Annotated in this window: 11 protein-coding genes; 1 reads left to right on the top strand and 10 read right to left on the bottom strand. The window is 73.8% G+C overall.

What is annotated here, in order from left to right:
- Positions 1 to 45 precede the first annotated feature (45 nt).
- From OUY22_RS31155 to OUY22_RS31130, 6 genes are all read right to left on the bottom strand, one after another.
- Positions 46 to 2,334 (bottom strand): polysaccharide lyase 8 family protein, encoded by a 2,289-nt coding sequence (locus OUY22_RS31155; protein ID WP_270158814.1) that lies wholly within the window; start codon positions 2,332 to 2,334, stop codon positions 46 to 48.
- Positions 2,335 to 2,434: 100 nt separating this feature from the next.
- On the bottom strand, positions 2,435 to 3,742 hold the full coding sequence (locus OUY22_RS31150; RefSeq protein ID WP_270158813.1) for a hemolysin family protein: 1,308 nt from the start codon (positions 3,740 to 3,742) through the stop codon (positions 2,435 to 2,437).
- A gap of 306 nt (positions 3,743 to 4,048) precedes the next feature.
- Positions 4,049 to 5,062, bottom strand: coding sequence for a hemolysin family protein (locus OUY22_RS31145; RefSeq protein WP_270158812.1), 1,014 nt, complete (start codon positions 5,060 to 5,062; stop codon positions 4,049 to 4,051).
- Positions 5,059 to 6,405 (bottom strand): hemolysin family protein, encoded by a 1,347-nt coding sequence (locus tag OUY22_RS31140; RefSeq protein ID WP_270158811.1) that lies wholly within the window; start codon positions 6,403 to 6,405, stop codon positions 5,059 to 5,061. Before OUY22_RS31140 ends, OUY22_RS31145 begins: the two co-directional genes overlap by 4 nt.
- 310 nt (positions 6,406 to 6,715) lie before the next feature.
- The gene (locus OUY22_RS31135) at positions 6,716 to 8,113 is read right to left on the bottom strand and encodes an MBL fold metallo-hydrolase (protein WP_270158810.1); all 1,398 of its coding nucleotides are present in this window, start codon (positions 8,111 to 8,113) and stop codon (positions 6,716 to 6,718) included.
- A gap of 120 nt (positions 8,114 to 8,233) precedes the next feature.
- Complete coding sequence (locus tag OUY22_RS31130) at positions 8,234 to 9,190, bottom strand: LysR family transcriptional regulator (RefSeq protein ID WP_270158809.1); 957 nt, start codon at positions 9,188 to 9,190, stop codon at positions 8,234 to 8,236.
- Between the two features lie 209 nt (positions 9,191 to 9,399).
- On the opposite strand from OUY22_RS31130, the gene OUY22_RS31125 reads away from it, so the two are divergent.
- The gene (locus OUY22_RS31125; protein WP_270158808.1) at positions 9,400 to 10,560 is read left to right on the top strand and encodes a saccharopine dehydrogenase family protein; all 1,161 of its coding nucleotides are present in this window, start codon (positions 9,400 to 9,402) and stop codon (positions 10,558 to 10,560) included.
- 3 nt (positions 10,561 to 10,563) lie between these two features.
- Here OUY22_RS31125 and OUY22_RS31120 read toward each other — a convergent pair whose 3' ends face one another.
- The 4 genes from OUY22_RS31120 to OUY22_RS31105 all read right to left on the bottom strand — a co-directional run.
- Positions 10,564 to 11,232 carry a response regulator gene (locus tag OUY22_RS31120; RefSeq protein WP_270158807.1) on the bottom strand — a complete coding sequence of 223 codons (669 nt, stop codon included), beginning with the start codon at positions 11,230 to 11,232 and terminating at the stop codon, positions 10,564 to 10,566.
- Between the two features lie 292 nt (positions 11,233 to 11,524).
- Positions 11,525 to 12,832, bottom strand: coding sequence for an FAD-dependent oxidoreductase (locus OUY22_RS31115; protein WP_270158806.1), 1,308 nt, complete (start codon positions 12,830 to 12,832; stop codon positions 11,525 to 11,527).
- Between the two features lie 28 nt (positions 12,833 to 12,860).
- Complete coding sequence (locus OUY22_RS31110) at positions 12,861 to 13,571, bottom strand: maleylpyruvate isomerase family mycothiol-dependent enzyme (protein ID WP_270158805.1); 711 nt, start codon at positions 13,569 to 13,571, stop codon at positions 12,861 to 12,863.
- A partial coding sequence (locus OUY22_RS31105) for a fumarylacetoacetate hydrolase family protein (RefSeq protein ID WP_270158804.1) occupies positions 13,571 to 14,334 on the bottom strand: 764 nt, incomplete at its 5' end. The genes OUY22_RS31110 and OUY22_RS31105, both read right to left, overlap by 1 nt.

Genomic DNA, 14,334 nt, shown 5'->3' with positions numbered 1-14,334 from the left:
CCCCCCTGGGGGGGGGGCCGCACCGCGTCCGGAGCCTGCCGGGGGTCAGATCCGCGCCACCGCGCTGCGCGTCCGCCCGCGGCTGCCGCCCAGGTCCACCTCGACCGCCCGCCTGGCCCTGCGCACGCCGCGGTCATGCTTCTCGATCGACCGCACCGCCCACGGCAGCGTGAGCCGCACCTCGCCGGAGGTCCTGGACGGGTCCGAGACCGCGACCCGGACCCGCTCGCCGTCGCGGCGCAACAGCACCGCGCACGGGCCGGAGGCCGCGAGCGGGCCGTGCGCGGTCTCGACGCTCCCCGCCCGCCAGAACACGGCGGCGAGCAGCTCGTCGCGGGCGATGGCCTGCACCGCCGCGGAGTTGGCCAGGATCTCGACCCGCTCGCCGTAGGCCGCCGTCCGCGCGGGGGCGACGCCGGGCAGCACGGCGTAGGCGTAACGCGCCCTGCGCGGATCGACCCCGTGGTCGACGACGATCGTCGTGTAGTGCCGGGTGACCGGGGTCGCGTCGCCGCCCGTGGTGGCGCCCTTGTCGATGTCGCGCCAGCGGCCGGTGCGCCTCTCGCGGATCACCTTCGCCTCGGCCCCGTCGAGCAGCGCGTAGCCGGCCACCCCGGCCAGGTGGATCCAGCCGTCGCCCTGGTACAGCGGCGGATGCTCGTCGTGGGTGTTGCGGTTCTCCACGACGGTCTCGACGCGGCGGCCGTCGGAGGCGGTGATGCCGGCGCCGAGCGCGACCACCGCGTCGTCGAGCAGGAACCACGCCTTCTTGGCCCGCAGCGAGGAACCGCCGGCGACCAGCCTCATCGCCGCCGCCCCGTACTCGCCGTCGAGCGTCACGCCGCCGGCCCACGGGGTGGGGGGCAGGCGCGCCTCGCCGTGCCGCAGATCGGCGCGCCTGCGGGTGTCGACCGTCGTGCCCGGCAGCCGGTACGGGTCGATCGTGGGCCACAGGTCGTCGTTCCAGTGGGTGAGGTCGCCGGTGTAGAGGTAGGTCATGCCGTCGCCGGTGTACCAGCCGTGCAGGTTCTCCCGGTTCATGGCCTCGGCCGCGCCGATCCGCTCCGAGCTCATCGCGATCGCGAAGGCCCAGGTGGGGCGGCGGTGGACGACCCGGTCCATGTCGGCGAAGACGTACGTGCCGGTCGTGCGCGGCCCGACCGGCACCGACGGGTCCTCCAGCAGGGCCCTGGCCCGCGCGATCGTCGCCAGCGGCGCGAACGTGTCGTACGGGATGGACTGGTTGCGGGTGAGCCAGCCCTTCACCAACGGTCGCCAGCGCCGGGCGTGGCGCTCCGGCGCCGCCTCCAGCAGGGTGAGGACGGCCTCGACCGTCTTCTGCCCGGCGTGGAGGTCGCGGTGGCCCTGACGGGAGATGGCCCGGCCGCGCACGCAGTCCATCATCAGCCCGTCGTAGACGAAGGGCACGAAGGAGCGGTCCACGATGTCGTAGACCTTCCCGCTGTCGCGGATCTCCCAGGGCGAGTCCGACAGCATGGCGATCAGTTTCGCCACGTTCTCCAGGTAGTCGACGCCGTAGCTGCCGGTGTAGGGGTACACGTCGTGCTGGATGAACGACCCGTCGCGGTAGAAGCCGTCACCCGGGCCGTTGGTGGTCCGCAGCAGGTCGGAGATCGCGTCCTTGGCCCGTTCGACGAGCCGGGCGTCGTGGGTGAGCAGGCCGCGCATCGCCACCGCCGTGGCCTTGCCCGCCCGGTTGGCGCCGGTCTCGACGACGCCGGGGTGACTGACGCGGCGCTCCGGGTCGGGGCACCAGCGGCGTAACGGGCGAAGCCAGCGCCTGAGCCGGTCCTGGGGGAGGCCGTCGTACAGCAGCGCGCAGGTGTCGGTCAGCGCGCGGGGGACGCTGATCTCCCACCAGAACCAGTTGCTGCCCCGAGGGTTCAGGTCCTCGTGGTAGGCGTGCTCGTACAGGAAGTCCAGCGCCCTGGCCGCGGTCTCGGCCACCTGCTCGTCGCGGTGCATGGCGGTGCCGGGAGTGGCCCAGCCCAGTGCCAGGGTGCGCATGCGGTTGTAGGAGCGGTTGAAGTTGCCCGTCCGCGGATCGTCCAGCGGCAGGTCGGACCATAGGCTGGGGCGGCCGGGGGCGGGCCGCAGCTTGCGCAGCACCGCGTGGGCCGAGCCCTCGACCGCCCGCGTCTTGGCGGTGTGGACGACGCTGGACGACCCGCCGGACAACAGGCTCACCCACCGCTCGCGCGCGGCGTCGAACGCGGCGCGGCCGGCCGCCTCCGCCGGCCCGTCCCAGAGGGCGAGGCCGGCCACGGCTCCGGCGCCCAGCAGGGCGGATCGCCGGCTGAGAGGGTGAGTCATGGCCGCCTTTCCGAAATCCTGGCAAACAATCGGTCAAACGATCCTATGTCGGTGAACAGACCGGCCCTGCGCGGCGGACCTCAGAGCGCGCCTGGCAGCGTCAGGCGGTCGGCGCCGCGTCGGCGACCGTGTCGGCCACCGGGGCGGGGCTCAGGCGGACCCGCGTGATGGCGTGGCCGTCGACGTCCTGCACGCGCAGCCGCCAGCCGCCGGTGGCGACGGTGCCGCCGGGGGCGGTGGGCACGTGGCCGAGCAGGGCCAGGACGAGCCCGGCCACGGTGGTGTAGTCGCCGTCGGGGCGGTCCTCCAGGTGGACGCCGAGATCGGGCAGGTCGTGGACGGGGAAGGTGCCGGGCACCAGCATGCTGCCGTCGGCCTCGCGGCGGATCTCGATCACGTCGCGGTCGGTCTCGTCGTAGATCTCGCCGACGACCTCCTCCAGGAGGTCCTCCAGGGTGACGATGCCGTCGACGGAGCCGCGCTCGTCGATGACGAGGGCGAACTGCTGGCGTTCGGACTTGAAGCGGCGCAGCGCGTTGGAGACGGCCAGGCTGTCGGGCAGCAGCAGCGGGGGACGGGCCACGTCGGCGGCGGTGACGGCGTTCTCGTCGGTCAGCAGGTCGCGCAGGTTGGCGATGCCGACGGTGTCGTCCAGGCCCCGGTTGCGGACCACGGGAGCGCGCGAGTGGCCGGAGGCGGCCAGCAGGCCGCGTGCCTCGGCGACGGTGGTGTCGGCGTGCAGGGTGAAGACCTCGCGGCGGGAGACGAGGACCTCGCGCAGGACGCGCTCGCTGATCTCGACGGCGCCGGAGATGATCAGGCGCTGCTCGGGGGTGAAGCCGCGGTGGGTGGCGACGAGGTCGCGGATCTCCTCCGGGCTGATCTCCTCGCGGTGCAGGTGAGGGTCGCCGCCCATGAGGCGGACCGCCACGTCGGTGGACTTGGCCAGCGCCCACACGATGGGGCGCGACAGCGCGGCGATGAAGCTCAGCGGCCGGGCGACGAGCATGGCCCAGGTCTCGGCGCGCTGCATGGCGACCCGCTTGGGCGCGAGCTCGCCGAAGACGAGGGTGAGGAACGTCAGGACGATCGTCACCAGCACGATCGCCACCGGGCCGGCCGCGCCGCCGAGGAAGCCGAGCAGCGGCACCAGGGGCTCGGACAGCGTGACGGCGGCGGTGGCGGAGGCCAGGAAGCCCGCCAGGGTGATGACCAGCTGGATCGTGGCCAGGAACTGGTTGGGGTCGCGAGCCAGGCGGACCAGGGCCCGCCCGCCGGAGCCGCGCTGCTCCAGCCGTCGCAGCTGGCCCTCACGCAGCGAGATCAGCGCGAGCTCGCTGCCCGCGAAGATCGCGTTGATGACGACCAGGACCACGACGAGGGCGAGCTGAAACCAATAGCCGTCCACGGCAGAAGAACTCCTTGACGAGATCCGGCACGGCGGCCGGTGAGGGGATGTGCGTCAGTCGGCCGTGCGCCGGCCGGGGCTGACGAGGCAGCCCCGGCCCGCCACGGGCCGAGCTGCGCGAGCGCGCCGGCGGCATGCGGAGCTGCCGGTCGAGGTAGTGCGCCGGACCGGGGGTCCGGCTCGGTACTGCACTCCTCCACAGCTCTCCGTCTCTCGCCTGACAGCGGTCGTTACGGCGAATAACGGATGAAATATCGGCATAGTTCCGGACTGGCTGCACCGCGTGCCCCGGCCGGAACCGCCTGGTCAGGCCCGTACCAGCAAGGTGGTGAGCAAGTCGTCGAGGCTGACGATGCCCGCCGCGCCGCCGTCGTCGTCGCGGACCAGCGCGAGCTGGCTGCGGCCGGCCCGGAGCGTCGCCACCGCCTCCGCCACCGACGCGCCGGCCGGCAGGGCCGGGACGCGGTAGGCGAGCTGCTCGGCCGTGATCTCGCGACCGCCGCGGCGGGCCAGGTAGGCGTCGCGGAGGTGGACCACGCCCAGCGGCGCCGAGGCGGGGCCGACGAGCAGACGCGAGCGCCGGGCGTCCAGGCAGGCGTCGATCACCTCCTGGGCCGAGGCGGCGGCGGGGACGCCGACCACCCGGTCCACCGGGGTGATCAGCTCGGCGATGCCCGCGTTCGGGGCGTGCAGGGCCTGGCTGAGCACCGCGTGGTCGTCGGCCTCGATGAGGCCGAGCCTGCGCGACTCCTCCACCAGGTGCCTGAGCTGCTCGGGGGTGCGCGGGTTGGCGTCCCCCTCCCGCGGCCTGACCTTGAACAGCCGCAGCAGGCCGTCGCTGATCGTGTTCAGCACGCTGATCAGGGGGCGGACCACCAGTGTGAAGGCGCGGAACGGCAGCGCCAGGGCGGTGGCCGAGCGCTCGGGGTGGGCGATCGCCCAGGACTTGGGCGCCATCTCGCCGAGCACCATGTGCAGGAAGGTCACGATGGCCAGCGCGATGACGAAGGCGACCGCGTGCGCGGCGGCCTCCGGCAGCCCCATGGCGTGGAACAGCGGGGTGAGCGTGCCGGCGATGAGCGGCTCGGAGACCACGCCGAGTCCGAGCGAGCACAGCGTGATGCCGAGCTGCGCGCCGGCCAGCATGAGCGAGAGCTCCTTGATCCCGGCCACGGCGGCCGCGGCGGCCCGGCTGCCCCGCGCGGCCGCCTTCTCCAGGCGGTGGCGCTTGGCGGCGACCAGGGCGAACTCGGCGGCGACGAAGAAGCCGTTGCCGACCAGCAGGAACAGGGTGAGGGCCAGGCCCAGGGTCAGGTTCACTGCTGCTGCTCGCCTTCGTGCCGGTACGGGGTCATGCGGACGCGTCCGGGGACGTGCCGGTGGAGGGTCAGCACCTCGACGCGGACATGCGTGGGCGCGTCCGGGTCGAGGGTGGCCGGCAGGTCGGCGGTGATGACGTCACCGGGGACGGCGAACCGGCCCAGCCGGTGCAGGATCAGCCCGGCCAGGGTGTCGTAGTCGTCCTCGTCCGGCAGGTCCAGATCCGTGGCGAGGGCGATCTCGTCGATCCGCAGGCCCGCGTCCAGCTCCCAGCCGTCGCCGCGCCGCACCGCGGACGGCGCCGCGGCGTCGTTCTCGTCGGCGATCTCGCCGACCAGCTCCTCGGCCACGTCCTCCCAGGTCACCAGGCCGGCCAGGCCGCCGTGCTCGTCCACCACGCAGGCCACCTCCTCGCCCCGCGCGTGCAGGGCGGCGGCGAGGTCGGGCAGGGGCTGCGAGAACGGCACGACCAGCACGTCGCGGGCCAGGTCGCCCACCCGGGTGGTGGCCGCGGCGCCGACCGGCACCGCGGCGACGTCACGCAGGCTGACCAGCCCCACCACGTCGTCCATCGTGGCGGTGAGCACCGGGTAGTGCGTGTGGCCGTTGGCGGCGATGAGCTCGTCCAGCTCCGCGACGGTCGCCGACACGGGCACGGCCACCACGTCGGCCCGGGGGACCATGACCTCTCCGGCCGTGTGGTCGGAGAACGCCAGCGCCCGCTCCAGCACGTCGGCGTGGCTGCCGGGCAGATGGCCGTGTGCCTCGGACTCGCCGATGATGTGGCCCAGCTCTTCCAGCGTGGCGCCGTGGTGCAGCTCCTCGACCGGCTCGATCCCCACCGCGCGCAGCAGCCGGTTGGCGGCCGAGTCGAACAGCTTGATGATCGGCCCCGCCACGGCCAGGTAGATCAGCGTGGACGTGGCCAGCGCGCGGGCCAGCGGCTCCGGCCTGGCCAGCGCCAGGTTCTTCGGGGCGAGCTCGCCGAGGATCATCTGGATGATCGTCGCCAGCGCGAACCCGATCGCCAGCGCCACCGCCCCCACCGCGGCCGGGGGCATGCCGAGCGCGGTCAGCGCGGGCGCGATCAGCTCGGCGAGTGCCGGACGGGCGATGAAGCCGACCACGAGCGCGGTGACGGTGATGCCGAGCTGCGCGCCCGACAGCATGAACGACAGCCGCTCCATCACCTTGACGGCCTTGGCCGCCTTCTTGTCGCCCGCCGCCGCCTGCTGCGTGAGCGCGAGCCGGTCGGCGCTGACGTAGGCGAACTCCTGGGCGACGAAGTAGCCGGTGGCGAGGGTGAGCACGAAGATGGCCACCAGGCCCAGCGCCACGCTCATCGCGCGGCCTCCGGGCTCGGGGACGCACCTCGGCGCGCTCGCGTGTCCAGGTCCGCCGGCACCGGCACCACCATTTCTTCCCTTCCTTCGGAGGCTCACCCGACATGCCGCCGGTGGAGCGGCGTATGCGGGCAGGCCCCGCCCGCATACGCCGCCAGAACGCTAGCCGATCGCCTGGCATCAGCCGTCAAAGGGCAGCATTTTCTCAGGCAATAAGCAGGAAAAGGGACAAAACGACACCGGTGCTCGCACCCCGCCGAAGGCCGTACGACCTGCAGGGGAGCGGCGGCCCGGGGTCCCTTTCCGGTGCTCAGTCTTCGGAGGCGGTGACCACCAGCCCCGCGCCGGTGGCGTCGTCGAAGGCGTCGTCGACGTACACCGCCGTCCGTCCGGCGCGGGCCAGCAGGGCGGCCGCCAGCGCGGCGCGGTAGCCCGAGGCGCAGTGCACCCACACCGTCCCCTCCGGCACCTCGGCCAGCCGTCCAGGCAGCTCGGGCAGCGGGAGGTGGACGGCGCCCTCGACGTGACCGGCACGCCACTCCCCGCCCAGCCGCACATCGAGCACCAGGTCAGGGGCGGGCAGGCCGTGCGGAACCCGTCCGGCGCGGGCCGCGGCCAGGTCGGCGAACGTGGCGACCGGCAGCCCGGCCAGCCGGGTCCCGTCGCCGCCCGCCCACTCCTCCGGGGCGCCGGAGGCGGCGGCGGCCGGGCGGTCGACGCCGATGCGGGCCAGCTCCCGCTGGGCGGCGGCGACCTGGTCGGCGCTCTCGCCCAGCAGGGTGATGGGCGCCCCCCACGGGGCCAGCCAGCCCAGCCAGGTCGCCATCGGGCCGTCCAGGCCGAGGCTCAGGGTGCCGGCCAGGTGCCGGGTGGCGAAGGCCTTGCGGGAACGCAGGTCCACCACCCACTCGCCGGCCTCGATCCGCTCGCGCAGCCGTTCGGGATCCGCCGTCTCGACCGGGGTCAGGTCGATCGACTCAGGGCCGGCGCTGTTGCGCGCGCCCAGATGGGCGTAGTAGGCCGGGAAGGCGTCCAGGCCCGCCAAGGTACGGGCGACGAAGTCGTCGGCCTCCAGCCGCAGCGCCGCGTTCACGTGCCGCTCGTGGCCGATGGTGGAGGACTCGGCGTCGGACTGCGTCGCGGCGCAGAAGCTGCCGAAGCCGTGAGTGGGCCAGACCTGCGCGCCATCGGGCAGCAGGTCGGCCAGGCGGCGCACCGAGGCGTGCTGGCGGTGGGCCAGCGCGTGGGCGTGCCGCTCGCCCAGCAGGTCGGTGCGGCCGGTGGCGCCGAACAGCAGCGACCCGCCGGTGAAGACGCCCTCCGCGCCCCGGGAGCCGTACAGGACATACGAAAGGTGGTGGAAGGTATGGCCCGGGGTGGCCACCACCGCGACGCGCAGGGCGTCGGAGACGGCGATCTCGTCGCCGTCGGCGACCGGCAGCCGCTCGAAGGCGACGGTGTCGGCGCCCGCGACCAGATAGGCCGCGCCGGTCAGCCTGGCCAGCGCCAGCCCGCCGGAGACGTAGTCGTTGTGCAGGTGCGTCTCGGCCACGTGGGTGACGCGCACGCCGAGCCGGCCGGCCAGGGCCAGGACGCGGTCGATGTCGCGCTGCGGGTCGACCACCAGCGCCACCCGGCCGTCGTGGGCCAGGTAGCTGCGGTCGCCCAGGGAGGAGGTCTCCACCACCTCGACGTGGATCGTGGTCATCGTGCTGCCGCCTTCGCGTGCTCGTATCCGAATGCTGCCGGTGCGGGCCGCCATCGGACGGTCCCCGGAACCAGCGACTGCCCAGGATCACCGGCGGCGCACCCGGACCGGCCGGGCCGGTCAGGTCACCGGCGCCTGCTCCCGGGCCACGTCGGCGAGGACGGCCAGCAGGGCCGTCACGGACGGCAGGCGGAAGGGCGGCGCCATCGACGCCGCGTACAGCCGCCGGGCGGGCAGCGCGGGGACGGTCGGGCGCAGGGCCACGTCGGGGCGCACGGCCCGCCGCGCCAGCGTCGGCACCAGCATGATGGCGGAGCCGCCCGCGACCAGGGCCTGCTTGCCGTTCCAGTCCTCGCAGAAGAACGCCGTCCTCGGGGCCGCGCCCAGCGCCTTGGCCAGCTGGGGGATCGGGCCGAGACAGTCGGGATGGCCGCCTTCGACCCATCGCTCGCCGTGCAGGTCGGACAGCCGCACCCGGCGGTGCCGGGCCAGCGGATGGTCCGCCGGCAGGGCGACCTCGAACTCCTCGTCCAGCAGCGGCGCCAGGTCGAGCGCGGTGAGGGCGTCCGGGTCGAGCGGCGTGGCCGCCGGATCGTGCTTGGCCTCGGCCGGGTCGGCGTACAGGCTCCAGGCGGTGATCAGCGCGAGGTCGACCTTCCCTTCCTTGAGCGCGGTCAGCGGCCCGGTGGGGTCGTCGCGCATGAGGCTGAGGGTGACCCCGGGATGGGCCAGGTCGAAGCGCCGGACCACCTCCGGCGTGAAAAAGGTGTTGGCGCTGGAGAACGCCGACATCCGCAGGTCGCCGGTCTCCATGTCGGTGAAGGCCCCGAGCCGCAGTTCCAGGTCGCGCAGCCGGGCCAGGATGTCCTTCGCCTGCTGGACGACGATCTCGCCGGCGGCGGTCGGTCTGACGCCCCGGGACGTACGCCGGAACAGGCTCACGCGGAGCCTGCGCTCCAGGCCGCTGACCTGCCGGGACACGGCGGGCTGGGTCATGGACAGCGCCTCGGCCGCGGCGGAGAACGACCCGCGCTCCGCCACTTCGGCCGTGACCTGTAAGGTCCACGGATCTATCACGTCTCCATCATAGGAATGCCCTGGGATATGCGTCATGGTCATATAGAGGTCTTGGCCAGGAAAAGGCGGATTTATCCGCCTAAAAGCAGGTAAGCCTATGACGCCATGCGGTGGATGCATGGCCGCCATGAAATATCCATATTTGTACGTATAAGGGCTCCGGCCCGAGACTGGAGGCACTTCCCCGAGCAGAACCCCGGAGGCGGAGCATGCACAGGAACGACGGCGCGCCACGCGACGGCGCCGGCCCGTCCATCGTCGTCATCGGCGGCTACGGCGCCGTCGGCGGCGCGACCGCCACCGCGCTCGGGACGTGGTTCCCGGGCCGCGTCGTGGCCGCGGGACGTGACCCGGCGAAGGCGGCGGACCTGGCCGCGTCCACCGGGGGCGCGGTCCGGGCGGCCCGGGTCGACGCCGGCGACCCGGCGCAGGTGGAGCGGCTGCTCGACGACGCGGCGGTCGTGGTGATGTGCGTGGAGCGCGCCAACGCGGCGGTGGCCCGGGCGTGCCTCGGCCGCGGCGTGCACTACGTCGACATCACCGCGTCCACCCCCTTGATCCGGGCGATCACCGCGCTGGACCCGCTCGCGCGGCGCACGGGCGCGACGGCCGTGCTCAGCGTCGGCGTGGCTCCGGGACTCACCAACCTGCTGGCCCGCCACTGCGCCGAACGCCTGCCCTCGGCCGAGACGGTGGACGTCAGCCTGCTGCTCGGGATGGGCGGCGACCACGGCCCCGATTCGGTGCGCTGGATCGTCGAGCAGCTCACGGCCCCGGACCGGCCGCGCGGCCCCGCCGGGCGGCGCGCACGGGTGCGGCTGGGGGAGCGCGAGGTCCGCACCGTCCACCCGTTCCCCTTCTCCGACCAGTACGAGATCAGCGAGGCGCTGGGGGTGCCGGCCACGACGCGGATCTGTTTCGACTCGGCCCTCGTCACCTCGGCGCTGTTCGGCCTGCGGACCGTCCGGTTCTTCGACCTGGCGCGCCGGCTGCGTGCCGAACCACTGCTCGTCTCCGCTCTCACCCGCGTCCACCTCGGCTCCGACCGGTTCGTCGTGCACGTGGCCGCGTCCGACGCCGGGGGAGGCGACGCCGGGAGAGGCGACGCCGAGAGAGGCGACGCCGGGAGAGGTACGGTGTCGAGCACCGTCACCGGTCGCGACACCTGCCGGGCCACCGCTGTCGTGACGGCGCAGGTGGCCCGGCTCCTGCTCACCGAGCCGGCTCCTCCCGGGGTGGTGCACATCGACCGGCTCCTGCCCGCCGGACCGTTCCTCGACGAGCTGGAACGGCACCGGATGACCGTGACGCACCACGACCACCACGACCACCACGCGGTCCGTCGGCCCTGCCGCGACTCGGCCGGCTGAGTGTCAGGGGGTGTAGCGGTAGCCCATGCCGGGTTCGGTGATCAGGTGCCGGGGGTGGGCGGGGTCGCGTTCGAGCTTCTTGCGCAGCTGGGCCATGTACTGGCGCAGGTAGTGGGTCTCCTTGACGTACTGGCTGCCCCACACCTCGGTCAGCAGGTGGCGCTGGGGGATGAGTTTGCCCGGGTTGCGCAGCAGGATCTCCAGGATGTGCCATTCGGTGGGGGTGAGCCGCAGTCCGCCGGAGACGGTCTTGCGGGTCAGGTCGACGGTGTGCCCGCCGATCTCGATGTTCGCCAGTTCGGTCTCGGGAATGGCGGCGCGGCGGGAGACGGCCCGGATGCGGGCCAGGAGCTCGTCGATGGCGAACGGTTTGGTCACGTAGTCGTCGGCGCCCGCGTCCAGGGCCTCGATCTTGTCGTCGCTGTCGGCGCGGCCGGACAGCACGACGACGGGGGTGCGGGTCCAGCCGCGCAGGCCGTGGATGACGTCCACGCCGTCGAGGTCGGGCAGGCCGAGGTCGAGCACGATCAGGTCGGGGTGCCATTCGGCGGCCTGGCGCAGCGCGGAGGCGCCGTCGGCGGCGACGGCCACCTCGTAGTGGCGGGCGGTCAGGTTGATGCGCAGGGCGCGCAGGATCTGGGGTTCGTCGTCGACGACGAGGATCTTGGTCATGGCGCCGCAGTCCCGGCGTGTACGGGCATGCCGACGATCATCGTGAGGCCTCCTCCTGGGGTCTCCTCGGGGGTGAGGGTGCCGCCCATGGCCTCCCTCGCCGAGCATGGCGTACGTCTTGCTCGGCGAGAGCCGCCGCCCCGAGGCGGACCCGCAGCCGTCCCCGCATGTCAGCCCCGGCCGAGGGCGAGAGGATGCCGAGCAGTCATGACGCCGACCACGTCCTCAACGTACCGGTTGCCATGATCGGAACTCCGGCACCCCCCGGAGCGAATCCCGGCCGGGTCCGCCGTCAGCCTCGCGGCGAGGACGCGGCCGGCGCCGGCGCGTCCGTGTCGCCGGGCAGGCCGGAGACGTCGGCGGTGTCCAGCGGGATCGGCGTGAACATGGGAGGCTCCTCCTCCGGCGTCAGCGCCGTGGGCCCGTAGATCCAGTCGGTGAAGGAGTAGTCGTAGGGGTCGCGGGCCCGCAGCAGCGCGTTGCGCTGGAGGCGGGGCAGGCCGTCCAGGTGCCACAGCTCGCCCCAGGCGCGGGCCGTGGTCAGCACGCGCCGGCAGTGCTCGGGGCGGACGGCCTCGTAGGCCGCGAGCGCGCCCTGCCAGTCGATCGCGCCGTCCCCGGCGCGGCGGGCGGCGGCGTGCCTGGCGAGCACCCAGCCGTCCTCGATGGCCATGATCGCGCCCTGCGCCATGTACTGCAGCGGCGGGTGCGCGGCGTCGCCGAGCAGCGCGACGTTGCCGTGGACCCAGGTCATGAGCGGATCGCGGTCGTACATCCGCCACCAGCGGTCGCGCCACATCAGCGGGATGCCGGAGCGCACGTCCGGGCAGGTCGCGGCGAAGGCGCTGTCGAGCTCGTCGGGGGTGCCCCAGTCCTCCTCGCCGGCGAGGGCCTTGGGCGACTGGAAGACCGCGACCTGGTTGAGCATCTCGCCGCCGCGCAGCCCGTACCGGACGAAGTGGCAGCGTGGTCCGACGTGGACGGAGACCTCGCTGAGGTCGACGTCGCGGCCGGCGTCCTCGATGGGCAGGGCGGCGCGGTAGGCGACGTAGGAGGAGCTGACCGGCTCGTCGTCGATCAGGAGCCGGCGGGCGACGGAGTGCAGGCCGTCGGCGGCGATGACGATCCGCCCCTCGTCGGCGCGGCCGTCCGCCAGCCGCACCCGGGCCCCGGACGAGGTGTTCTCGTAGCCGGTGACGCGGGCGTCCGTGACCAGGTCCACCCCCTCGCGCCGGCAGGCGCGCAGGAAGACGCCGTGCAGGTCGCTGCGGTGGATGACCAGGTACGGGAAGCCGTACACGCGCTCCAGGTCGGCCAGGTCCAGGCGGGTCAGCTCGCCGCCGTCCACGGCGTCGCGCATCACCATGCTCCGCGGCAGCACGCCGAGGCTCTTGACCTCGTCGAGCAGGCCGTAGTCGTGCAGGATCCGGGTGCAGTTGGGCGCGATCTGGAGGCCGGCGCCGACCTCGCCGAACGCGCCGGCCCGCTCCAGCACGCGCACCCGCAGGCCCTCACGGGCCAGGGCGTAGGCGGCGCTCAGGCCGCCGATGCCGCCTCCGACGATCAGGACGTCGACGGGGTTCGCGGACGGGGGTGTCATCTCATGCTCTCCTCGGTGCCGGACACGCTCACAACCACGCCGGCAGGGTCGGAGCGGGGGAGCCGTCGGTCGCGGTCAGATGATGCGGGCGGCCCGCGAGGTACGCCGCGACCTCGGCGAGCGGACCGGAGGCCGCGTTGGGGGCGCCGTCGCCGGGCAGTTCCCAGCGGTCGCCGGTGTCGGTGGCGGTGAGGACCACCGCGGGCCCCGGAGCGGCGCCCCGTTTGCCGGCGACGTCGTCGGCCAGCGCGGTCAGGAACCCGGTGGGCAGGTCGGCGAAGGAGACGCCGGCGGCCAGGTCGACGGCGTGCACGCAGACCTCGCGCGCGCGCAGCCACACGATCTCCGTCGCCGGGACCGTGCGGCCCTGCGCGGTGACCACGTCGGCGTTCCACTGCTGGGCGTTCAGGGCGGCGGCGCCGGCGGCGAGCCGGGCCGCGGACTCCCGCAGCCAGGCCGACAGCTCGCCGGCCGGCCTGGTCGCGCCGGCCTCGATGTCGGCGTCGCGCTGCTCCTTCGAGGCGTACATCGGGGTCCGCTCGCCGGTGGCGGCCCAGCGCACCAGGTTGCCCAGCGCGTCGGCGTTCGCCGCCACGTGCGCCACCAGGTGCTTGCGGGTCCAGCCGGGAAGGCCGCAGGGGGCGAGGTAGCGCTCCTCGTCCCAGCCGGCGACGGTGCCGAGGAACAGCTCGGTGCCGGCCGCGCTCCAGCTCCGGGCGTCCTCGAAGGTGCGGCGCATCAGGACGCCTCCTCCTCGGTCACGGTGTTCTCCAGCCGGCCGACGCCCTGGATCTCGGTGACGACGCGCTCGCCGCCGGTCAGGTAGCGCTTGGGGTCGCGGGCGTGGCCGACCCCTCCGGGAGTGCCGGTGGCGATGAGGTCGCCGGGGTTGAGGCGTACCACCGTCGAGACGTACTCCACCAGGGCGACGGGGTCGAAGAGCAGGTCACCGGTGTCGTCCTGCTGCATGACCTCGCCGTCGACGGTGAGCTTCACCTCCAGCCGGGGGCGGACGCCGCCGGGCAGCTCGTCAGGAGTGACCAGGTACGGGCCGACCGGCGTGGAGGAGTCCCACGTCTTGCCCTGCAGCCACTCCCGGGTGCGGAACTGCCAGTCACGGCAGGTGATGTCGTTGAGCACGGTGAACCCGGCGATCGCGGCCTCGGCCGCGGCGCCCCTGGCGCGGCGGACCGGCGCGCCGATCACCACGGCGAGCTCGACCTCCCAGTCGAGCGCGGTGGTCTCCGGAGGCAGCACGATGTCGTCGGCGGCGCCGATGAGGCTGTCGGCGAACTTCGCGAACAGCGTGGGGTGCCGCGGCAGGTCGCGTCCCATCTCCTGGATGTGGTTGCGGTAGTTGAGCCCCACGCAGACGACCTTCGAGGGGCGCGGCACGACCGGCGCGAAGTCCGCGCCCCGCGCGGGGTACGTCGTCGCGGCGTCCGCGTCGACGGCCGCGGCCTCGGCGGCCCAGTCGTCCCGGGCGAGGAACGCGCCGAGGT

Source organism: Nonomuraea corallina (genome assembly GCF_027620315.1).
In the GTDB taxonomy this organism is placed as follows: domain Bacteria; phylum Actinomycetota; class Actinomycetes; order Streptosporangiales; family Streptosporangiaceae; genus Nonomuraea; species Nonomuraea corallina.
The sequence above is the reverse complement of the archived record's forward strand: the minus strand, read 5'-3'. Positions and strand labels throughout refer to the sequence as shown.